Source organism: Streptomyces sp. NPDC045021 (assembly GCF_056432645.1).
In genome coordinates this window covers 733,486-757,367 of record NZ_JBWKIQ010000001.1, presented here as the reverse complement: position 1 = coordinate 757,367, position 23,882 = coordinate 733,486, and the positions used below count along the sequence as shown (strand labels likewise).

The 23,882-nt window shown below is 66.8% G+C and carries 10 protein-coding genes; 6 read left to right on the top strand and 4 right to left on the bottom strand.

The features are described from left to right. Nucleotides 1-122 precede the first annotated feature (122 nt). Both AC07DC_RS03435 and AC07DC_RS03430 read right to left on the bottom strand, forming a co-directional pair. Complete coding sequence (locus AC07DC_RS03435) at nt 123-1,205, bottom strand: ABC transporter substrate-binding protein (protein ID WP_478911383.1); 1,083 nt, start codon at nt 1,203-1,205, stop codon at nt 123-125. Between the two features lie 401 nt (nt 1,206-1,606). Next, the gene (locus tag AC07DC_RS03430) at nt 1,607-3,739 is read right to left on the bottom strand and encodes a discoidin domain-containing protein (protein ID WP_478911382.1); all 2,133 of its coding nucleotides are present in this window, start codon (nt 3,737-3,739) and stop codon (nt 1,607-1,609) included. Between the two features lie 193 nt (nt 3,740-3,932). Between AC07DC_RS03430 and AC07DC_RS03425 the strand changes: the two genes are divergently transcribed. The 3 genes from AC07DC_RS03425 to AC07DC_RS03415 are packed head-to-tail and all read left to right on the top strand — an operon-like array spanning nt 3,933 to nt 4,824. Continuing rightward, the gene (locus tag AC07DC_RS03425; protein WP_478911380.1) at nt 3,933-4,124 is read left to right on the top strand and encodes a hypothetical protein; all 192 of its coding nucleotides are present in this window, start codon (nt 3,933-3,935) and stop codon (nt 4,122-4,124) included. A gap of 5 nt (nt 4,125-4,129) precedes the next feature. Next, a complete protein-coding gene (locus AC07DC_RS03420; RefSeq protein ID WP_478911379.1) occupies nt 4,130-4,462 on the top strand; it encodes an ArsR/SmtB family transcription factor in 333 nt (110 codons plus the stop codon). Beyond that, nucleotides 4,459-4,824, top strand: a complete 366-nt coding sequence (locus AC07DC_RS03415) for a hypothetical protein (RefSeq protein WP_478911377.1) — start codon at nt 4,459-4,461, stop codon at nt 4,822-4,824. The genes AC07DC_RS03420 and AC07DC_RS03415 overlap by 4 nt, the downstream gene beginning before the upstream one ends. A gap of 102 nt (nt 4,825-4,926) precedes the next feature. Here AC07DC_RS03415 and AC07DC_RS03410 read toward each other — a convergent pair whose 3' ends face one another. Continuing rightward, nucleotides 4,927-7,527, bottom strand: coding sequence for a discoidin domain-containing protein (locus AC07DC_RS03410; protein ID WP_478911375.1), 2,601 nt, complete (start codon nt 7,525-7,527; stop codon nt 4,927-4,929). 717 nt (nt 7,528-8,244) lie between these two features. Here AC07DC_RS03410 and qcrB point away from each other — a divergent pair. Continuing rightward, a complete protein-coding gene (gene qcrB / locus AC07DC_RS03405; protein ID WP_478911373.1) occupies nt 8,245-9,768 on the top strand; it encodes a cytochrome bc1 complex cytochrome b subunit in 1,524 nt (507 codons plus the stop codon). Between the two features lie 888 nt (nt 9,769-10,656). On the opposite strand, the gene AC07DC_RS03400 is transcribed toward qcrB, so the two are convergent. Next, entirely contained in the window at nt 10,657-11,739 is a 1,083-nt protein-coding gene (locus AC07DC_RS03400; RefSeq protein ID WP_478911371.1) for an acyltransferase family protein, read from the bottom strand. A 368-nt stretch (nt 11,740-12,107) separates the two neighbouring features. Between AC07DC_RS03400 and AC07DC_RS03395 the strand changes: the two genes are divergently transcribed. Together AC07DC_RS03395 and AC07DC_RS03390 are read left to right on the top strand one after the other, a co-directional pair. Continuing rightward, the gene (locus AC07DC_RS03395) at nt 12,108-16,574 is read left to right on the top strand and encodes a LamG domain-containing protein (protein ID WP_478911369.1); all 4,467 of its coding nucleotides are present in this window, start codon (nt 12,108-12,110) and stop codon (nt 16,572-16,574) included. Between the two features lie 216 nt (nt 16,575-16,790). Continuing rightward, nucleotides 16,791-23,849, top strand: a complete 7,059-nt coding sequence (locus tag AC07DC_RS03390) for an RHS repeat-associated core domain-containing protein (RefSeq protein ID WP_478911367.1) — start codon at nt 16,791-16,793, stop codon at nt 23,847-23,849. The last annotated feature ends 33 nt before the right edge of the window (nt 23,850-23,882 follow it).

Sequence of the window (23,882 nt, the reverse complement as noted above, 5' to 3'; positions counted from 1 at the left end):
GAGCTGGTGGAGGGTCCGGACCGCCCCGCGCCGGTGCGGGGGCGGCCCGTCGCGCGGCCTGCCTGGGCGCCTGAGGTTGGAGCCTGACGCCTGGGGGTGGGACCTACGTCCTGGGGCCTGGGTCAGTAGGCTCCGCCCAGCGATGCCTTGGCGTTGGTGTCGTCGTACGCCCGGTCGGAGATGATCACGTTCTCCGGGATGCCCTCGCCGCCGAAGAACTTCTGGGCGGTCGCGAAGGCCAGCGGCCCGAAGCGCGGGTTGGACTCGATGACGGCGTTGTACTCGCCGTTGACCAGCGCCTGGACGGCGTTGCGGGTGCCGTCGACCGACACGATCTTGATGTCCTTGCCCGGTTTCTTGTTGGCGCCTTTGAGCGCGGTGACCGCGCCGAGGCCCATCTCGTCGTTCTCGGCGTAGACGGCGGTGATGTCCGGCTTGGACTGGATGAGCTGCTCCATCACCTGCTGGCCCTTGTCACGGGCGAACTCGCCGGTCTGCTGGGCGACGATCTCCAGGCCGGGGGCCTGGGCCTTGAGCTGGTCGACGAAGCCCTTGGTGCGGTCGGTGGTGACGTTGTTCCCCGACGCGCCGAGCAGGATCGCCACCTTGCCCTTGCCGCCGGTCGCCTTGATCATCGCGTCGGCCGCGCGCTTGCCCTGCTCGACGAAGTTGGAGCCGAGGAACGCCACGTAGTCCTTGCAGGCGGTCGCGTTGATCTTGCGGTCGATGGTGATGACCGGGACGTGCTTGGCCGCGGCGGCCTGCAGCGCCGGCTCCAGACCGTCGGAGTTGAGTGGCGCCACGATGAGCAGCTGCGCGCCCTGGGCCAGCATGTCCTGGATGTCGCTGATCTGCTTGGGCAGTTGGGACTGCGCGTTGGTGGTGAGCAGCTTCTTCACGCCGAGTTTGGCGGCCTCGTCCTTGATGGACCGGGTCTCCGCGATACGGAAGGGGTTGGCCTCCTTCTCGGACTGGGAGAAGCCGACCACCGCGTTCTTGAGGTCCAGCTTGGTGGCGCCGTAGCTCTGCAGCGTGCAGCCCGCGCCCGCGGCGCCGGTGGTCGGCGCGACGCTCTGCGCTCCCGCGCCGGTGTCGCCCGCGGCCTGGTCGGTCGTCTCCTGCTTCGAGCAGCCGGCGGTCGCCAGGCCGGCCATCACGACGAGGAGGCAGGCGGCGGAGAGGGTGCGGGATCTCTGGGTGATCATGCTCACGACACTCCTTGGGTACGGCGGCGGCGCCGCCGAGCAGTACGTGGTCCGGTCCTGGAGTTCTGCGGGGCGCGCACGCCGACGGACCGCCGCGCGAGGGGAGCGCGGTGCCCAACAGCGATGTGACGTGCGCCGATACCGGTAATCCGGCGGCTGGGGAGGCTCTCCCGCCACTCGGCTTTACAACGTTATATACGCGCTGCGCGGCGCCGACAAGCGTTCGGATCCCGCATTTCCAAAATGTGTCCGGCCTGGAACTCGCCGACCGGCACCCATCGTTGGTGTCCTGGGTGGGCCTTCTTTCCAACGATGCATGCCGAAATGCCGGTAGGACCCCGTCCAGGTGCGGACGAGGTCCTACCGGCGGCCGGCGCCCGCGCGGGCCTACCGGTGGCGGACTACTGGGAGACGCGCACGTAGTCGATCTGCATCTTCTGCGGGAGGACGGTCGTGGCGTCGGGGGGCCCGGGCCAGTCACCGCCGACCGCGTTGTTGAGGATGATGTAGAAGGGGTGGTCGTACACCCACGGACCCCTCGTCGACTCCACCACCGCCTTGTCCGCGGTGAAGAAGGCGTGGCCGTCCACCGAGAACGTCATGTGGGTGGAGTCCCAGTCCACGGCATAGGTGTGGAAGGTCGAGGCGAAGTCGCTGCCCGCGAGGGTGTAGGGCGAGCCGTAGCCGTTTCCGCCGTTGTAGGCCGGGGCGTGCAGCGTGGAGTAGACCGAGTCCGCGACCTTGCCGACATGCTCCATGATGTCGATCTCACCGCAGTTCGGCCACGGCGTGCCGGTCTTGAAGTTGGACCCGAGCATCCAGAACGCGGGCCACAGGCCCTGCGTGCCGCTCACCTTGATCCGCGCTTCGACGTGGCCATAGGTGAAGTTGAAGTGGTCCGAGGTGTTGATCCGGCCAGAGGTGTACTGGCCGTTGGCCTCCTTGCGCGCTTCGATGACGAGGTTGCCCGCGCCGTCCATGGTGGTGTTGTCACCGTTGGTGTAGTACTCCAGCTCGCCGTTCTGGCCGTTGCCGACGTCCTGGGTCCACTTGCCGGTGTCCGGCCTGGTGCCCGCGGCGCCGTTGAACTCGTCGCTCCACACCAGGTGTTCGGGGTTGCCGGGGTTCGGCGGCAGGGCGGGCGGCGCCGTGGGGCTGCCGCCGGTGCCGTAGACGTCGAAGGTCCACAACGAGTAGCCGTAGCTGCTGCTGCGTGCGGTGCCGTACATCCGCACATAGCGGCCGTTGCCGTCGACGGTCAGGGTCTCCTTGAAGCCCTTGCCGGTGGTGGTGGAGTAGATGCTCGCCCAGTTGGCGCCGTCGGGCGAGATTTGGATCTGGTAGGCGGTGGCGTAGGCCGGGTCCCACTGGAGCACCACCTTGGTGATGTGCGCGGTCGCGCCCAGGTCGACGCCGATCCAGCCGGGGTCGACCCAGCCGTTGGTGTCGCTGGTCGCCCACCGGGTGGCCGGGTCCTCGTCGAAGGCCTTGGCCGGGGTGCAGCCGGTGCAGCTGTTGGCGTTCTGGTAGGTCGAGGCGGTGGCCGGCTTGTTGTACGAGAGCAGCACCGGGCCGTCCTGGGGCGGCTGGGTGCTGCCACCGGTGGTGAAGACCTGGAACTCCCAGAGCGAGTACCCGTACACGGTGGCGCGCTGGGTGCCGTACACGCGGATGTAGCGACCGGTGCCGGACAGCGTGATCAACTCGGTGGCGCCGGGGCCCGTGGTGGTGGAGTGGATCGTGGTCCAGTTGGTGCCGTCCGCCGAGGTCTGGATCTGGTACGCCTTGGCGTAGGCGGCCTCCCAGCTCAGCTGCACTCCGCAGACGGTCTGGCTGGTGCCGAGGTCGATACGGAGCCACTGGGGGTCGGCGGCGGCGCTGGACCACCGGGTGCCCGCGTTGCCGTCCACCGCCGCGCCGGCGGGGGTGCCGGCGTTCTCGGTGGAGGACGCGGTCGCGGGCTGGTTCAGCGCGGCGTTGGCGGTACCGCAGGTGGGCGTGGTGGAGCCGGTGGATCCGTAGACCTGGAACTCCCACAGGGAGTATCCGTACGCGGTGTGCCGGACGGTCCCGTTGAGCCGAACGTACCGGCCGCTGCCGGTGACGTTCAGGGTCTCGGTACCGCCCGCGCCGGTGGTCGTCGTGTACACGGTGGTCCAGTTGGCGCCGTCGGGCGACGTCTGGATCTGGTACGCGGAGCCGTACGCGGTTTCCCAGTTCAGCACGACCTTGCTGATCGTGGCCGTCGCACCGAGATCGACCCGCAGCCACTGCGGATCGGCGGCGGCGCTGGACCAACGGGTCCCGGCGTCACCGTCCACGGCCGCGGAAGCGGGAGTTCCGGCATTTTCCGTCGACGACGCCGTCACCGGCTTGCCCTGCGACAGCAACGCGTCGGCGGCCTGCGCCGGCGCCCCGGTCGCGGTCAGGCAGAGGGCTGCCAGCAGTGCGGTGACCAGCGTCAAGGCGAGGGAACGCCAGGGGTGTTGGGCGGGCTTCCGGCGGCGCCGGGTGGTGGGGGGACAGCCTTTCATGACGTCTCCAATCGATGAGAGCGCTCTCTCGGTGGTGCGGTCTCGTGACGCATGGCGAGCGCTGCAGGCGGCATCCCGAACGGGAGAGCGCTCCATCGCATGGCGTGGTGTCCGGCCGGGCCGGACGAATTGAAGAATTCTTCAATTCCGTACATCATGTCCTCATCAAGAGCGTCGGCATGTGGGAGGTGCGATGACGGAGCTGACACCCGAAGCGGTCCGTGGGCAGGTGGCCGAAGCCCGCGCCGCCCTGGCCGCAGCGGTGGACGGAGGCGAGTACGGGGCGATCTCCGTGGCCCTGGACGCGCTGGAGGAATCACTGGGGCTGGCCAGGCTCCACGGTGTGGAGATCCCCGCGATCGCCGACGGGAGCGAGAGGACGTGAGGACCGTGCCGGTTCCGCTGTACCAGGCGAAAGCGGAGCTCTTCCGGATGCTGGGGCACCCGGTCCGCATCCGGGTCCTGGAGCTGCTCCAGGACGGTCCGATGCCGGTCCGCGAGTTGCTGGCCGCGATCGAGGTGGAGCGCTCCAACCTCTCGCAGCAGCTCGCGATCCTGCGCCGGTCGGGCATCGTCACCTCGACCCGTGAGAAGGACACCGTGGTCTACTCCCTGTCTGCCGGAGATGTCGCCGATCTGATGCGGGCCTCTCGTCGCGTCCTGACCGGACTGGTCGGTGAAGTGGCCGCGGGCCACGTCCCAGGCCCTAGGCTCAGCTCGTGACGACAACCGGCGATGAAGAACTCGACAGCCAGCAGTTCGGCCCGCGATGGCAGGACGCGACACCGCGGGAGCGGCTCGCCCTGATCCGCGACTTCCGTCATCAGCCGCTGACGCCCCGCCAGGCGCGTCGGATCCGTATCGTCGTCGCCGCGTTCTTCATGGCCGTCGCGGCGGCCGTGCTGGTGGTGCGGCTCGGCGACCAGCCGTCGGTCCTGGTCGTAGGCGTGTACGGGGCGGCGCTGATCGTGTGCGGCGTGGTCATCGAGCTGAGCCGAAAGGGCCGGACCCGGGTCGCCATGTGGCTGCTGGGCGCCGGTCTCATCGCGGTCGCCGGTGCGGAACAACTGCTGCGGACCCTCTGAGCACCTGCTGAGGAGCACAGGGGGAGAGCGCTCTCCTTCTGCTGTGGCACGAGGCGGCCCGATCACGGGCCGCCTCTGCCCCTTTCTCACGCCGTCAGCGGGTTACGGGTACGACGTCACCGTGGACGGCACGGTCGAGGTACCCGACGTCGGCGACCCGATGTCGTTGATGACGTGGGCGTACTGGCCCATGCCGCCGAGTGACACGACCAGCAGGTCGTGGAACTTCACGCCCGGCTTGTTCGGTGCCTCGAACCCGTGGTCCTGCACGATCGTCGGATCCGCCGTGAAGTTGCAGTAACTGCCGAGGCCCCAGCCCTCATGGGTGGTGACGTTGTCGTCGACCTTGTAGGCGGCGAAGCCTCTGATGCTGCCGTTCTGGATGGCGGCCTGGTTCGGCGGGTCGTAAGCGATCTCGTTCTGGAAGAAGATCGTCCTGCCGTTCTCGCCGCTCCACTCCACGTCGTACTTCTTGAAGTGCTCGACGAAGAGTCCGGTCGCCAGCACGTTGGCGCCGTTGACCTTCAACCCGTAGTCCGACGGGTTGGTGTTCCAGCCGACGCCCGCGCCGTGGTCCGCGCGCCACAGCCAGGTGTGGTCGATGATCGTGTCATTGCTGTTCACCTCGACCGCGGTGGTCGCCTGGCCGGGGCCAGCGCCTCCGATCCGCACGAACACGTCCTGCATCGACGTGGGGTTGGCGGAGTGGCCGGCCGAGGATCCGGCCGGGCCGATCTGCAGCAGCACCGGCGAGTTGACCGTACCGGCGTCGATGAGGAAGCCGGCCAGCTTGACGCCGTCGATGTCGGCGACCTTGACCGCTGCCACCCCGTTGTCCGGAACGATGGTGGCCAGGCCGAGACCGAGAACGACGGTGTTGGCGCGGGTCACGTTGATCGCCTGGTCGACGTGGTAGACGCCAGGGGTGAAGAGCAGGTTGAGACCCTGGGCGAGTGCCGCGTTGATGGTCGCCGCGGAGACCCCCGGCTTCGCCACGTAGAACTGGCTCAGCGGAAGCGAGGTGCCCGGCGTGTTCGGCCAGGACGTGCCGACCGCGTTGACGCGCTTGGACGGGACGAAGACCTTGTAGTCGTTGCCGTCCAGGTACATGTACGGCTTCTCGCGCGACACCGGGGTGGTGGCGAGCGTCGTGTAGACGGGGTTCGGGAAGCCCTGCGCCGGAGCGCCCTGGACACCCGAGAACACCATGTTCCACACGCCGTTGGTCCAGCCGCCGACCGAACTGTCGCGGGTGTACCACTGCTGCTGCGAGTACGGTCCGACGGTGCCGTCGATCTTGCTGTCGGCGATGTAGCCGCCGCTCGCCCAGCCGTAGCTCGCGGGCGCCAGGTTCAGACCGCCCTTGACGTGGATCCGGCGGAAGGGCGCGGCCTGCGCGACCGCCCACCGGTCGGTGCCGTTGGACGGGGTGATCGCCAGGTTCTCCGCGGAGCGCCAGAAGTTCTGCGTGGCGTTGCCGGCCATCCAGCCGGCGTCGACGGTGATGTCACCGTTGATCTGGGTGTCGTCGGGGTTGAGGCCGAGTCCCGAGATCGAGGTGTAGAAGCCGATCTGCGCGTTCAGTCCGCTGTACGTGCCCGGCTTGAAGAAGAGCTGGTAGCGGCCGGTGCCGAACTGCGCCGTCTCCTGCTGCGAGAAGATCTGGTCCAGGGTCCCCTGGATGTTCGGGGTGGACGGGTCGAAGACCTTCACGTTGGGACCGAGGTCGCCGCCGCCCTGGATCGGGCCGCCGGGGTCGGTGCTGCCCGGTGTGCCGTAGACCTGGAACTCCCAGAGCGAGTACCCGTATACGGTCGCGCGGACGGTGCCGTACACCCGGACGTAGCGCCCGGTGCCGGTCACAGCGAGCGTCTGGTTGCCACCGGTGCCCGTGCTGGTGGAGTAGACATCGGTCCACGTCGACGCGTTGTCGGACGTCTGGATCTTGAAGGATTTGGCGTATGCCGCTTCCCAGTTGAGGGTGACGGAGCTGATGGTGGCGGTGGCGCCGAGGTCGACCTGGAGCCACTGCGGGTCGGCGGCGGCGCTGGACCAGCGGGTGCCGGTGTTCCCGTCGACCGCTGCCGCGGCGGGCGTGCCCGCGTTCTCGGTGGAGGACGCGGTCGCGGTCTTGCCCTGCGACAGCAGCGTGCCCCCGGTGGGCGGCGTGCTGCCGCCCACTGTGCCGTAGACCTGGAACTCCCAGAGCGAGTATCCGTAGCCGGTGGCGCGGACGGTGCCGTACATGCGGACATACCGACCGGAAGCGGTGACGTCCAGCGTCTGGGCACCGCCGGGGCCCGTCGTGGTCGCGTAGGCGTCGGTCCAGGTCGTGCCGTTGTCGGAGACCTGGATGGTGAACGCCTTGGCCGACGCCGTCTCCCAGTTGAGGACGACCTGGCTGATGGTGGCGGTGGCGCCGAGGTCGACCTGGAGCCACTGCGGGTCGGCGGCGGCGCTGGACCAGCGGGTGCCGGTGTTGCCGTCGACCGCTGCCGCGGCGGGCGTGCCGCCGTTCTCGGTGGACGACGCCGTCGCGGTCTTGCCCTGCGACAGGAGGGTGCCGGCCGCGTGCGCGGAGTGGGAGGGGATGAAGAGGAGCAGCGAGGCGATCAGCGCCGTGATGACCGCCACTGCCGTGTTGCGCAGGTTCCCCGGCGCCGTCGGTCTTGGCGCCGGTGGACCGGTGGGGGGTGCGAGCATGAGCAACTCTCCTGTTTCCGCGTGCGGGGGCAGGGCTCGGCAACCGTCCGGCCGTGCGGTGGCAGGACGACGAGATGCTGAGCGGCGATGTACGGGTGAGCCGGATGAGAGAGCGCTCTCCCGATACACGGCGATGGTTCTCCCTGTGTTTCATGCATGTCAAGAGTTGTGCACGCAGTGCAAACGGGGACCGGGAGAAGCTCCGCCAATAACAGTAAATGGCCGGGAAATTTCGACAGAGGTTGAACCGCGGTGGTGACCAGCAGGTATCCCGGAAAGTAGGCGGCTTCGGGTTGTGAACGCGGGCGGGAGCGTGACGGGGGCCCGCGGACGCCATGAGCGGCGCCCCTGCTTCTTGATCGCCTGACTGTCCCGGGCCGGGAGAACGGGCAACCGTTCAGCCGTCCGTCCGCAGTACAGCTCCTCGGCCGACGCCGGAAAGATCTCGATCTCCCCTGAGCTCCATTGTTGCCCCGCGCGATAACCGCACGGTTATCAATGGCCGCGCGGAGTCTCCATTGATCATCAAGCGACGCCGAGAGAGGGTGGGGCTCGTTCAGAAGTGCCCTGGCAAGGCCCCCAGGGGCAACTGGCAGAAGCCGAAGGGTTCTCATATGCCCGCAGGGGTCACGTTTCTTCGTCGCCGGGGGTCATAGGAGTAGATCCGCCGGCGCTGGGACCGGACTGCCACCACCACGGGACGGACCGAAGCAGGAGATGTGGCCGATGAACAAGAACAGGGCCGGGACCCGGCGCGTCCATCGTGACGGGGCGCCAGGACCCGCCGGAAGTCGCGTGATGAACAGGGTGCTCAGGGCGCCGGCCCCCGCACGGCTGGCGGCGCGGTGGTCGCGCCGCGCACCGTCGGACCCCTTGTCGACGCTGTTCGGAAAGATTGCCGCCCACACATTCGTGGTACTCGTCGTCACCGGCATCCTGCTGGCCGTGTTCTACCGGCCGGGCATGGCGCGGAGCCCTTATGAGGGTTCCTACCGCCCGCTGAACGGGGTGGTCGTGAGCCAGGCCTACGCCTCGACCCTTCACCTCAGCTTCGAGGTGCGCGGCGGGCTCTTGCTGCGGCAGGTGCACCACTGGGCCACCCTGATATTCGTCGCCGCGATCTGCCTGAAGTTGGCGCGCATGTTCTTCACCGGCGCGTTCCGCAGGCCGCGCCTGCCGCTCTGGTCGGTCTGGGTCATGCTGCTCGTGCTGGCCATGGCAACCGGGTTGACCGGAACGATCCTGCCGGACGACATGCTGTCCGGCGGCAGCCTCGGTCTCCTCCAGGGCGTGCTCCAGTCGATCCCGCTGATCGGAACCCGCCTGACCTTCTGGCTCTTCGGCGGCGACTTCCCGGGCGAGGCGATCGTCCCCCGCTTCTACTGGCTGCACATCGCTGTGCTGCCCATTGCGATCATCGGTCTGTTCGTCCTGCGGCAGAGGCTGGTGCGGCGGCACGGTCGCCCCGGGCTGTCCGCGGCAGCCGGCCGGCGCTCCCAGTGGCTGCGCACGCTCCCGGTGACCGCCGGGCCGGCGCTGTTCTTCGGGACCTGCGGGGTCTTGGTGCTGCTCGGCGCAGTGGCCCAGATCAACCCGGTCTGGCTGCTCGGACCCTACCGTCCAGGAGAGATCACGGCGGGGGCGGTTCCGGACTGGTACATGGGCTTCCTGGACGGCGCGGTACGGCTCATGCCGGGCTGGGAGTTCGCCGTGGCGGGCCGAACCCTCACCCTCGCGGTGCTGGTGCCCGCGCTGGTCGTCCCCGGCGCGTTCTTCATGTTCCTGGCCGTATACCCGCTGATCGAGCGTCGCGTGACCGGCGACAGGGAACCGCACGACCTGCTGGACCGCCCACGCGACGCGGCGAACCGGACGGCGGTCGGAGCGGGGACGGTCGCCTTCTACGGACTGCTGTGGGCGGCAGCCGCCAACGACCAGATGGCCGTCCGCTTCCACCTGTCCGTCAACGACGTCACCGAGTTCTTCCGGGTGGCCGTCCTGGCCGGTCCCCTGTTCGCCTTCATTCTCACTCGCTGGTTCTGCCTCGGCCTGCTGGAGCGGGAAAGCGACGAGGCCGAGCACGGCCACGAGACCGGACGGATCGTCAGAACACCGGAGGGCGGCTACTTCGAGATCACTGAACCCGCACACCCGGAACAACCCAAGCCCGCATCCATCGACCAGCCCGGCGCAGGCGGTACGCCTCCAGCAGGTTCCCGCCCGAGGGCCGGGCTTCAATAGGGGCCGGGGAGGCGCTTGGGCAGCATGAGTCCTGAAAGACACTGGTGAAAGCTGACTGGGTATGCGAGTCGTTCGTACCATGTTCAAGTCCAACATCCACCGTCTGGACATAAGCGCAGGTCACAGCGATGCTGTGTGGCCCAGGTCAGCGAGCAGTCAGCGTGGGGCCGACCTGTGTCCGGCCCCACGCTGACCTCTGGGTACAACAACGGGGGCCGGCTCAGCGCTCCCCGCCCACCTCCGGAGGCTTGACGCCGACGGACACGTACCGGATCGGGGTCAATGCCTGTCGAAGGCGCCACACTGTGAGCCATCACGAAATTCCCCACGCCCGTGCGCTGCGGCTTCACACGGGCGGGCACGGAGTACGAAAGCCACAGGTGCCGCTGGGGTTCTCGCCGACTACTGGCCCCCGGCGCATGAGGTCAAGGCTGTAAACGCTTCGCCGAGCGCTGATGGGCCGAAGAGCTGGGTTGCTGTGACGTGTCCTGGTCTGAACAGGACGTAGTGCATCGACAGGTAGGAGAGGCCGTCCCAGGGCTCGAGGGTGTAGGAGCCGAACTCCCCGTGGACACGGACGAGGAGCTCGCCTCCGAGCTACAGCGGCAGCTACGGGATCTGGACCTCATCGCACGCTACTCAAAGGATCTTCGCCACTCCGGCTTGGGACTGCCCATCGACACGTCCATCCGACTCCGCGTCGAACTACGCGCGCCTCTCTCCAGCCGGGAGTGAGCTCCAAAGAAGCCACCGCCTCCGGGGTGACGGGCTCGCCGCAGGTCACAGTCCTACCCACGACCAGATCATTTGAGACTAGGCACCAGGGCTCGGTCCCCTCGGGGCGGACTGGGCTGACTGGGTCGGGACAGGGCGTGGCGGACGGGTCGATTAGGTGGTGGCGGTCGGGGCCCGGAACAGCCAGTTCATGCGGGGTTCAACCAGGGGGCGGAGCAGCCGGCGAACGGGTGTGGTGCACAGGGTCAGAGCCAGGGCGATGGAGCCGGCGGTCAGGACGGCTTGGCCGGGGGAGTGATGCCAGAAGGGGTTGTCGTACATGCCGCCGTAGGCCAAGGCGTGGTGGATGAAGGCGTGCAGAAGGAAGGCATACATGGTGCCTGCGCCGAGTCGCGTGAACCAGGTGCGGCGGCGCGGCACCAGTGCCAGGAACGCTGCGGTCAGGACCAGGCCGGCCAGGAAGATCGCGGTGGACTGGGCGAGCCAGTGGGCGTAGGACACATGGAGTTCGGGCGCGCTGCCACTGCGGTATGCCCACTGCAGAGGGGTGCGGGGCACGAGCCAGTAGGCCAGTACCCCGGCCAGGATGAACAGCGGGGCGGCGGCGAGGCGCAACCAGGTGGCTTGTCGCAGGCGTTGGAAGTGTTCGGGTTTGAGGACTAGGCCGATAACGAAGAACGGCAGGAACTGCAGGGTCCGGGTAATGGACAGCTGGGCGCCCAGGGAGAAAGCGCCGCTGGCGAGGAAGACCACGATGGCGATGGCGACCGGGGCCCGCAGGATGGACCAGAACGGGGCGGTGAGCCGCCACAGGAACAGGGAGATCAGGAACCAGGTGATCCAGACCGGCGTGAGCGGCAGCAGCGCCGCGTACTTACCGGAGACGAGGTTCGTGAACAGGGCCAGCAGGGTGCTCCACACCAGATAGGGGACGAGGACCCCGGTGAGCAGGCGTCGCAACTGGGGCGGCCGGCCCGTGTAACTGCGGGAGAAGTACCCGGAGATCAGGATGAAAGCCGGCATGTGGAAGGCGTAGACGAGCAGGTACAGCGCCCGCAGTCCACGTTCGCCCGGGTGCGTGATGAGGGGTTCCCACAGGTGGCCGCAGACGACCAGGACCAGCGCGAGGAGCTTGGCGTTGTCCAGGAACGGGTCACGTTCCGCAGCAGGTTGAGCGGTCTGTGCCGCTCTTGGATGCTCCGCGGGCGGTGACGTGGTGAGCTGGACGGGGAGCACGGCAGGAACCTCATGACTCGCGGCGGGTTGGAGCGCGCTGCGACAGAGGTTGCGTCAGTGCCAGGCGTCCGGACGGGACCGATTCTACGATCATCGGACCACGTAGATGCATGTGGCCTATTTCACATTTGTGCGTACAACCATGTCCGTTTGACCCCGCTTAAGGGGCCCGCCAGGGCAAGAATATGCAGGTCAGAGCGTCATCATCTCCGTGACGGTGCATTGACAGAACGTGTCCCGGGCCGTTCACTCACCCTTCAAGTTCTGTGTGTTTCGTGTGGGGTGGGGGAGTAGTCGTGGGGAACGCGGGTAGGGGTGGGCGCCCGGCACGCACATGGCTGGCGGCTTTGGCCGCGGTCGGTGTGTTGGTGGGCCTGCCGGACGCTGCGGGGGGCGTGCCTCAAGCTGCGGCCGCGGATACGGTTCCGCCGACCCAGGCCGGTACCGATACGGGCGGCAACGCACCGCTGGATACGCCGGAGAGTCTGGCCGTCGCTGCGGCGAAGCGTACGAACAAGCCGGTCGATGTTGCGACGCTGACCACCGAGACGAGCGACGTCCAGGCGCAACCGGACGGCACGCTGGTCTCCACTACGCACATTGTGCCGATCCGCACCCGCCAGAACGGCAAGTGGGTGCCGATCGACACGGCGCTCCGCGTCAGGTCGGACGGAACCGTGGCCCCGAAGGCCACGCTGCCGGATCTGGTGTTCTCCGGCGGCGGCACCCAGCCCCTGGTGCGCATGTCACGGGCCGGCAAGGAACTGGCCCTGACCTGGCCCAGGCCGCTGCCCAAGCCGGTTGTCAAGGAGAACACCGCCGAGTACCAGTCGGTGCTGCCGGATGTGGACCTGCGTCTGACCGCCACTGATTCGGGCTTCACGCAGTTGCTGGTCGTCAAGACCGCGCAGGCCGCTCGGAACCCGGAACTCAACCAGCTCAAGCTCGGCCTGGCCGGCCAGGGGCTGACAGTACGCGAGCGCAGCGACGGCTCGCTGGCTGCGGTAGACACCGCTGGCGGCGGAACGGTTTTCGAAGCACCCCAGCCCGTGATGTACGACTCCTCGGCAGTCGCCAAGGACGGCGCCCCCGGCCCCGTGGCACCCACCCCCGCCACCTCGGCGGCCAAATCGTCCCGTGTCACCGCCCGCGCTGACACTGCGACCCCCACGGGCCCCCCGGCGGCTACGCCCACCAGCACCCCGCCGACGACGCCTTCGAGCACTGCGCCAAGTACGCCTACCAGCACACCGCCTACGAGCACTGCCCCGACCAGTACTCCGCCCGCCACGCCCGGTACGCCGTCGGGTGTGGACGGTGCCACGCATGCCGCACCGGTGGATGTCCAGCTTCCGGCGGGCCAGCAGTTGATGGTCCTGACGCCGGACCAGGCGTTGCTGGATGCGCCGACGACGGTGTTCCCGGTGATGATCGACCCGGTGTGGAGCGATGCGTGGAGGACTGCCTGGACGGGTGTGTCCCAGTACTGGAATGCCCATCCGTATTGGCACTTCGGGGCGACGGACAACGATGACTTTGGTGTCGGTTTCTGTGGTGACACCGTTCACTGCGCGCCGTTGGACCGCAAGCGGGTGATGTACGAACTGCCGTCATCGCAGTTCACTGGCAAGCACATCCTGTCGGCCACCTTCTCTGTCTACGAGTCGCACTCGTACAGCTGCACGAAGAAGAACGTCCAGTTGTGGCTTACCAACCGCATCAATTCCAGCACCAACTGGGACAACTCCCAAGGCTCGTTCTGGAACAAGCGCCTGCAGACCAAGTCATCGGCACTCGGTTCCACCTGCGAGGCGGCCAGTAATGTGGAGTTCGGTGGAGACGACAACGGCGTCAAGAACCAAGTGCAGACGGCGGCGACCGGCGGATGGACGACCATCACCTTCGGCCTGAGGGCTGAGGACGAGAACGACAAGTACGCCTGGAAGCGCTTCACAGCCGCGGCGAACCTGCACGTGCTGTACAACCTTCCGCCCCGGCAGGCGCCGATGAAGGATCTGTCGATGTCGCCGGGCTCGCAGTGCCTGTCCACGGGCGTGCAGATCAACAAGATGCCGCAGATCACCGCGAAGGTCTCCGACCCGGACGGCGAGAAGATCGGTATCCAGTTCGGTGTCGCCTGGGACACCGGCGACGGCAAGGGCGTCATTCGGCGCTGGTGGTCCACCAGCTCCGAAGGCACCGCTCCGGCCGCGAATACCTTCAAAGCGTCCGGATCCCTCTTCTCTGTCACCTTGACCTCTGCGATTCCTACGAACAAGTGGTTCGGCTGGGAGGTCCGTGCATGGGACGGCGCTGAGTGGGGGCCGTGGAGCTCGACAGGCGACCCGACGGACTGTTATGTCATGGTCGACACATCGACCCCCGAAGGACCGGTCATCACCTCCAGCTCCTACCCCGGCTCCACCGACGCGCAGGCCGCACTCCCCTGGACCGACGGCGTGGGCCGCTATGGAGCTTTCACGGTCGATTCAGTCGCGACCGATGTGACGAAGTACCAATGGGGCCTGGACACTTCCCCTTCGGCGGCCAATCAGGTGAGTACTACAGCTGGCGCTCCCCAGACGCTGAACGTGCTGCCGACGACCGTGGGCTCGCACTTGCTGTCGGTCAGGGCCTTGGACGGGGCCGGGAACGCCTCCCAGCCGCAGACGTACTACTTCAACGTCTCCGCCGGACAACCACAGCGGGCCGGCTGGTCCATGGACGAAACCAGCGGAACCCAGCTGACCGGCTCCGGCGGAGCGTTCGAGGCTGCTCCAGCATCTGGTGCCACCTTGGGTGCCACCGGTCACACAGGCACGGCTCTGGCACTGGACGGGTCCGTCAACGGTTATGCGGCCACACCGGGCGCGGTCCTCGATACCGCCAGCAGTTTTACGGTCTCGGCCTGGGTCAACGTGGCTGACACCACGATCAGCCGCTCGGCGATCAGCCAGGACGGCACGCTTACCGGTGGGTTCACCTTGGGTCTGTATGAGGGCAAATGGGCCTTCAAGACCACAACCCAAGGCGCGACTGGAGCGCCGTGGCAAAGCGCGTACTCCACCGCGCCCGTGGTTGCCGGACAGTGGACGCATCTGAGCGGTGTCTACGACGCGACAGCAAAGACGATCACTGTTTACGTGAACGGCGCCTCCGCGGTATCAGCTCCAGCGCTGGCCGCGTGGGCTGCTCGGGGACCGCTGAACTTCGGACGTCTGTACTGGAACGGGAACTACACCGATCCGTGGAAGGGCTCCCTGGACGACATCCACCTGTGGGACCGCGCACTTTCAGCAACCCAAGCTGCCAACGTCGCCGCCGACACGGCGCTGACTACCGGTACACCCGCCAAGGCCGTCTGGCCACTGGACGACACTGTGATCGCGATCGGCCGGTCGGAGCCCACCGACGCGGCCCTGTTCGGCGGCGCGACCCCGGGCGCTCCGGGCATCGCGGGCAAGGCGGTGCATTTTGACGGGATCAACGGCTACGCCCGCACCGCCCGTCCGCAGATCGACGGAACACGCAGCTTCTCCGTTTCGGCCTGGGTGAAGCTCCCCACGATCAAGCCCGGGGACTACGCGACCCGTATGGCACTTACCCAAGGCGGCCTGCACAACAGCGAGTTCGCCCTGTACTACGCCCCGGACACCAAGAAATGGGTCTTCGGCCGGTACAAGGACGACATCACCGCCGACACCCTGGTCCGCGCCCTGCAACCCACATGCACCACGACTGTGGGCGGCATCCCGTGCTTCGGCGCGAATGATGGGCAGTGGACCCATCTGCTCGGGGTCTCGGATGCTACCGCCGGCAAGATCCGCCTCTACATCAACGGGTACCTGGTCGGCGAAAGCGCCTATGCCCAGACCAAACCGTGGTCAACACCAGGCGTCCTGCAGATCGGAGCCGGCTCCCGCGAGGGCGTAGCCGGCGAGTTCTTCGGCGGCGACATCGACGACGTGCGCCTGTTCGACCGGGTCGTCACGGACCCTGAGGCCCGTGACATGGTGCAGCAGCGCCCACAGCTGGCGGGCCGCTGGAAACTCAATACCGCCACGGGATCGCCGCTGTCCTCGCCGGACGACATCGCTGTTGCGAGCAGCACCCGCCCCGCCCATCCCGTAGTGCTGTACGGCACGGCACAGATTCACGAGGGAAGCGGACCGGCGAACACCGGCAGCCTGACCTTGGACGGAAGTGGAACCGGAACGTATGCCGCAACCACCCCCACCGACCAGGCCCCGCTGAACACGGGCGGAAGTTTCACCCTTGCCAGTTGGGTCCAGCTGCCCGGAGCCCCCAACCATGACGTGACAGTTCTGTCGCTGGGATCGGCTACGGGCAGCGCGCTGACCTTGCGATGGCAGTTTCTGAGGACTGACACCGAAGATGTGACCAACACGGTCACGAACATCGGCCAGTGGCAGGCAGTGGTAACCGACAGCGGAACCTCCCCGGCGGTGACCACCAGTGTCGCCAACTCCCTCGCGGCCACGAGCACTGCAGGCGATTGGGTCCACCTCACAGTGGTGTATGACGCCTTCACCGATCAACTGACGTTGTATGTCAACGGAGCGACCCAGTCCCAACTCTGCCTTGATGACGCACCCGCAGGCTGTACCGATCATGTGTCCTGGGCCACCGCTAGGCAGCCGTTCATCGCAACGTCGGGGCTCCAACTGGGCCGCAACAGGGTGGGATCGGTGTGGACTGAACCGTTCTCCGGCGACATCGACGACGTCTGGGCCTACGAAGGGGCACTGAGCCCCGCACAGATCAACGGCCTGGCCAGCTCCTCGATCGAATTGCCCAGCAACACCGTGTGGTAGGTCACCCGAACCCGTGGGGCCAGGCGCAATACCTGGCCCCAGGGCGGGCGCCCTGAGATCTCTTCGTTCGATCACTCACTTTCCGGACCGCCGCTCGGCACGTCGCGCGGTCCATACGATCCGCCGCACCCTCCGGGAGGAGCCGCGGCAAGGGGACACACGATGCGCAGGACACAGGCCCAGCGACACCGAACGTCAAGCAGGATCGCCGTCGTCATGGCGGGGATTCTGGCCGGATCGCTGCTCCAGGCAGTTCCGGCCGCGTTGACCGTCGCGAACGCTGCATCCAACCGACCTGCCCTGCAGTCCTCGGAAAAGCCGGTCAAGGGCAGCGACGGCAAGGTCAAGCCCCGCAAGACCGGTGGCACCCCACAGCCGAAGAATCCCGTGATCGCATGGCCCACCCCGGGCAGCGCGACCGTCACGGTCCCTACTGCTCCGGCCGCAGGGGCCAAGGGCGTCAAGGCTGCCGGTCTGCCGGTCACTCTCGCGCCGGTGTCCGGCGGTGCCAGGTTGGCGAAGGCCCAGGCAGCGCCGACCGGTGCAGCGCCTGCACGCACCGCAAAGGTGCAGGTCCTGGACCGGGCCGCAGCAACCCGTGCCGGGATCGACGGACCGCTGCTGACAATCTCGGGTACGGGCGCGGCCGCGCCGGCAGGACAAGCTCAGGTCTCCTTCGACTACAGCAGCTTCGCCCGTGCGGCCGGCGCGAACTACGGCTCCCGGCTACACCTGGTACGGCTGCCCGCGTGCGCGCTCACCACGCCGGAGAAGCCCGCGTGCCGCACCGCCACGCCGCTGGCCGGCGCCAACAATCCCGAGACGCAGACCGTGACCGCCGACACGGTCCCCGTCCCCGCAACGGCGGCTGCCGCCCCATTCGCCGCCCAGTCTGCTCCCAGCGCCGCCCCCCGAGCACTGGCCGCGAACAGCACGACGGTACTGGGGCTGACTTCCTCGGGCTCCGGGCCTTCTGGTGACTACAAGGCGTCTCCGCTCGCCGCAGCCTCCACCTGGAACACCGGGCTGAACAGTGGATCGTTTTCCTGGTCCTACAACATGCCCGTTCCATCGGTCCCAGGAAACCTGGCACCGTCCGTCGGTCTTTCCTACTCGTCCGGTGCGCTGGACGGACGGACGTCCAACAGCAACAACCAGTCATCCTGGGCAGGCGACGGGTTCGACATGTCTCCAGGCTTCGTGGAGCGCAGCTACAAACCGTGCGGCGATGACGGGATCAAGACCGACGGAGTCGAGCCCGGAGACCTGTGCTGGGCGTATGACCACGCCACCATCAGCTTTGCGGGCCATGCCGGCGAGTTGATCCCGGTCGGTGCGGACGAGTGGCGGATCAAGGGCGACGACGGCACCAAGGTCACCCGGGTACGGGACGCCGGCCGCGGCAATGGCGACAACGACGGAGAGTACTTCCAGGCCGTCACCACTGAGGGCACCCGCTATTTCTTCGGCTACAACCGGCTTACCAACTGGAGCGCGGGCCAGCCGGAGACCAAGTCGGTCTTCACTGTGCCGGTCTTCGGTGACGATGCCACCGAGCCGTGCCATGCCGCGACGTTCGCCGCCTCCTGGTGCCAGCAGGGCTGGCGCTGGAACCTCGACCAGGTGATCGACGCCAAGGGCAACGACATCACCTACTGGTACATCCCCGAGACCAACAACTACGGCCGTAACCTCAAGGCCACCGACCGGACCCCCTACGTACGCGGCGGCACACTGCAGCACATCGACTACGGCCAGCAGCAGAGCGACATCTACTCCGCCACCGTCAAGCCCATGGCGCAAGTCACCTTCGCCACCGGTGAGCGGTGCCTGCCCGCGGCTGGTGTCACGTGCGACCCAGCCAAGATCGACGACGAGAAGCAGTACTGGTACGACACGCCCTGGGACATGAACTGCAAGACCGGCACCGACTGCGACACCAGCTCACCCACGTTCTTCACCCGCACCCGCCTCACCGGTGTCACCACGCAGACGTTGCAGGCCGACGGCAGCTACAAGCCCATTGACACGTGGGCGCTGCATCACAAGTGGGGCACAGCGGACGCTGACTACCAACTGCTCCTGGACTCCATTCAGCACACCGGTCTGGCCGGCACCACCCCCGTGACGTTGCCGCCCACCACACTTGGCTACGACCAGCGCGCCAACCGGCTCGACAAGACGGGTGACGGCCGCGCCCCGTTCATCAAGGAACGTCTGGGCACCATCGACGACGAGACCGGTGGTCAGCTCGACGTCAACTACTCCGCTGCCGCATGCGACTGGGACCACCTGCCCACCCCGCAGAGCAACACCACACGCTGCTTCCCGCAGATGTACCAGCCCAACAACGACACCCCGGTGACGACCGAGTGGTTCAACAAGTACGTGGTCGACGCAGTCATCGCCACCGACCGCACCGGCGGCGCCCCGGACGCCGTGACCCACTACACCTACCTGGACGATGCCGCCTGGCACTTCGACGACGACGACGGCCTCACCAAGGACAAGCTCAAGACCTGGTCCCAATGGCGTGGCTACGCTCACGCGCGAGCGGAGACCGGCGGTACCTCGGGGATGTCGACACAGGCCGATCACTACTTCCTGCGCGGCATGGACGGCGACCGCACTGACCCTGTTGACAAGACCAAAACCCGAACGGTGACCGTGCCGGATGGTCAGGGCACCACGCTCACCGATGACCAGGCCTGGGCCGGATACGAGTACCGCACCGAGACCTACGACGCACCCGGCGGGAAGATTCTCTCCAAGGCGGTCAATACGCCGTGGAAGAAGGAGACTGCCAAGCGGGTCCGGGACTGGGGCACCACCACCGCGAACCGCACCGGCAGCGCGGTCGCCCGCGCCTTCACCTCGTTGGACGCCGGAGCCGGAGCTTCCTGGCGAGAGACCCGTACGAACACGTCCTTCGACACGTACGCCCGCGCCGCCACGGTCGAGAACCTCGGCGACATCGGTGTTGCGACTGATGACCAGTGCACCCGAACTACCTACGCGGACAACACCGCCGCTTGGATCTTCACCGGCGCCATTCATACGGAAACCGTCGCCGCAACGTGCGCCGCGACCCCTGACCGTGACACCCAGGCCGATGGAACGTCGGCGGTACTGTCCGATGTGCGGGTCCGTTTTGACGGCCAAGCGTATGGTGCAGCGCCGACCAGAGGGCTCGGCACGCTGACGGAGACCCTCAAGTCCCGGGTCGGTAAGACCGCCACTTACCTGGACAACGCAGCCTCCTTCGACACCTACGGGCGCGGCCTGACGACCACCGGGCTGGCGTCCACGAGTGTCTTCGACCCCACCAATGACGCGGTCGCCCCGGTCACCACACCCAGCGCCAATCCGACGGTTACCACCACTGCCTACACTCCCGCTACCGGGCGCCCCACCAAGACCGTCGTCACCATGCCTCCCGCCACCGTAGGTGTCGCGAGCAGCGCACAGACCACCACGACGTACGCGGATCTGCTGCGCGGTCTGCCCATCATCAGTGTCGACACCAACAGTCTGCGCACCGACCTGAGCTACGACGCCCTCGGTCGCAATGCGAAGGTCTGGCTGCCCGACCGTTCCAAGGTCGGCGGGGATACCCCCAACTACGAGTTCGCCTACAGCATCGCCGACGGCGCGATCACGTCGGTCAAGACGAAGACGGTCAACAACGACGGCTCCCAGGACGCCTCCTACTCCCTGTTCGACGGGTTGAACCGTCTGCGCCAAACGCAGGCTCCCGGCGACAACGGCGGCCGCATACTCACGGACGCCTTCTACGACGAGCGCGGTCAGGCAGCCCTGTCCTACGCCCCGTACTACGCCACCGCCAACGCGAGCGGCACGCTGTTCAAGGTGGAGGACGCCACCGGCGTCGACTCCCAAATCGCTACGCAGTACGACGGCCTCGGCCGCGCGGTGAAGACCACCCTGCTCGCAGGCAACGGTGTAGGCACACCGCTGTCCACGACGACCAGCGTCTACGGCGGCGACCGCGTCACCGTCACCCCGCCCAAGGGCGCCACCCCCACTACCGTGATCACCGACGCCGGCGGAAAGGCGACGGAGCTACGCCAGTACAAATCGGCCACGGCCAGCGGTGCCTACGACGCCACCACCTACCGCTACGACACGGCAGGCCACCTGGCCCAGCTCTCGGATCCGTCCAACACCACATGGACGTGGACCTACGACCAGTTGGGGCGCAAGGTCAAGGCCGTCGACCCCGATGCCGGCACGACGAGCAGCGCTTACAACGACCGCGGCGAGCTGGTGACCAGCACCGACGGGCGCGGCAAGGTCATCGCCCACACCTACGACAACCTGTCACGGCAACTCGCCACCCACGAAGGCTCCGGTACCGGGCCGCTCCTCACCTCGCAGACCTGGGATCCAGCCAACAACAAGGGCCAAGCCGATACCACCATCCGCTACATGACCGTCGGTGCCGTGACGTATCAGTACAAGGTCACCGTCAACACCTACGACAAGCTGTACCGCCCCACCAAGAGCACTGTCGTCGTCCCGGCCGTCCCCGGACAGGACGCGCTCCAGGGCAGCTACGTCTCCGGTTCCGACTACAACGCCGACGGCACCGTTCGCTCCACCTCGTACCCCGCTGCCGGCAACTTGGCCGCTGAGGCTGTCGCCTTCACCTACGACAAGCTCCACCGTCCGTCGACGATCGGCAGCAACCTGTCCGGGTATCTCACTGGACAGAACTACAGCCTGACGAACAAGCCCCTGCAATCCACGCTCAACGCCGGTGGCAAGAGCACCTGGGTCACCAACGCCTATGAGGCGGGCACCCAGCGACTGGCGAGCAGCCGCACCGACCAGGAGGGCGGTACGGGCGCGGCCCGCGCCGCCGCATACACGTACGACGAGGCCGGCAACATAACCACCTTGTCCGATGTCTCCCGATACGGCACCGATCGCCAGTGCTTCCGCTACGACTATCTCGCCCGCCTCGCCGAATCCTTCACGCCGGCGAGTGCAGCGTGCCCGACGGCTTCGGACACTCTTGAGGGCACCGCACTCGGCGGCCCAGCCCCGTACTGGACCAGCTACACCTACAACCTCGACGGCACCCGTAAGACCGAAACCCAGCACGACCCGGCAGGCAACCCTGCCAAGGACACGGCCCGCACCTATACCTACCCGGCCTCTGGTGCCGCCCACCCGCACTCGTTGACCTCCACCGCCGCGACCACCGGCGGCACCGGGACCCCGGTGACGGAGTCGTACGCCTACGACGCGGCGGGAAACACCCTGGAGCGCCACCTCAAGCCCAACGCGAACCTTGCGAACGACCAAACGCTGACCTGGGACAGCGAGGGCCATCTCAACAAGGTCCTGGACAGCGTCAAGACCAAAACCGGCTCCACCACCGTCACAACCACGAAGACCACGGACTACGTCTACGGGCCAGACGGCTCCCGCCTGACCGCCCACACGGTCGACACCGCGAACCCCGCTGCCGAGAACACCACGCTCTACCTCGGCGGAACCGAACTGAACCTCGTCAAGGGAGCGGCCAAGCCGAAGGCCACCCGCTATTACCCCGTCGGCGCGGCGACCGCGGTACGCACTGACGACAACAAGGTCGCCTTCCAAGTCACCGACAACCACGGCACCGCCGAACTCAACATCGACGCCGCCACCGGCTCCCTCACCCAGCGCCGCTCCACCCCCTTCGGCGCCGAGCGCGGCACCGCCCCGACCAGCTGGGCCGGCACCAAGGGATTCGTCGGCGGAACCAAAGACACGGACACCGGCCTGACCCATCTCGGGGCCCGCGAATACGACCCCGCGTCCGGCCGATTTATCAGCGTCGACCCTCTCTTCGAGGCAAATAAGCCGCAATCGCTGAACGGTTACGGCTATGCCGAGAACAATCCTGTCACCCAATCCGACCCGCTCGGACTCTCATCCGGAGGAAATTGTTCGGACGATCATTCGGCTTCCTGCAATGGCAGCTTCGATGAGGGCCCCGGCAGCGGAACCGAGCCGACCCATGAACATTGGGATAATTCCGACGGTGGGGGAGGTTCAACGCTCGACAGGGTGTTGCACGGGTTCACGGGTGCTGCAACAGGTACAGGAAACGGAATCAAGCATCTCGTCATTGACCACGCTTCTCATATCGTCGACTGTGTGGGCGGTAGCTGGAACGGCTGCGAGAGCGTTGCCTCTACTTACTGGCAGTACTCTCCGCTGAACCCCGGTTTCTATGTTGGCGCATATCACGGCTTCGCCGATCCAGCCGCAGAGATCTACGGAGACTTCCAAAACGGCCACGCGCCCGAAGCGGCAGGAAAGATTGCGTTCTTCCTATTCGCTACGGAAGCGACCGATGGCGCAGTCAAGGGTCCCAAGGGCGCCAAGGTCCCGAAGAGCCTGGACGGGCTGGACGGCGCCAAGGGACCGAAGGAGCAGCCCGTTGCTTGCCCAGCACGCGGCGGCCGCTTTAGCTTCCCCGCTGGCACTCTTGTCGTTCTTGCCGACGGAACGACGAAACCCATCGAAAAGCTCGCTGTTGGCGATGACGTCATGGCTGCCGACCCGGAGACTTCTGAGTCTGGATCGGCGCAAGTCGATGCCACAATCGCCACCCCCGACGACATCAATTTCACCACTCTCACGATCGAAACGGATGCGGGTCCGAGTACCGTCACAGCGACGGACAACCACCCCTTCTGGTCGCCGAGCCAGACGGGCTGGATAGCAGCTGGTGACCTGAAGCCAGGCATGACCGTGGTGTCGCAGGCGAACTCAGCGCTCCGCGTCACGGCCGCACGCCATTTCCACAGGCTTCAGGCGGCGTACAACCTGACAGTGCGCGGCCTCCACACGTACTATGTGCTGGCCGGGTCGACGCCAGTATTGGTCCACAATGACGGCGGTTCTGATCCGACTACCTTCTCGAACTTGTACCCGGAGGATACTGGTGGATGGACTAAGGTCTTCACGCCAGGCACCGTGGCACAACGTACTGGAAACTATCAGTATGTGGTTCTGACTGACGGGACTCTCATGATCGGTAAGGGCGATGGTCATATCGCACTTACTCGCGGCGCGGATGTGCGGGCCGCTGGTGAGGTTCGATTCAAGAGCGGGAGGATGACGGAAGTTAATAACCTCTCTGGTCACTACAAGCCCTCCGGGGCAAATGCTGAATCGGCAGCTGTTGAGGCCTTCAATAATGCTGGACTCGATGCGACGGGAAAGTATGTTGAGTACAAGTTCCCCAGCTGCTAGCGGCGGTGGGTGCGGTCCCATCCTCGACAAGAT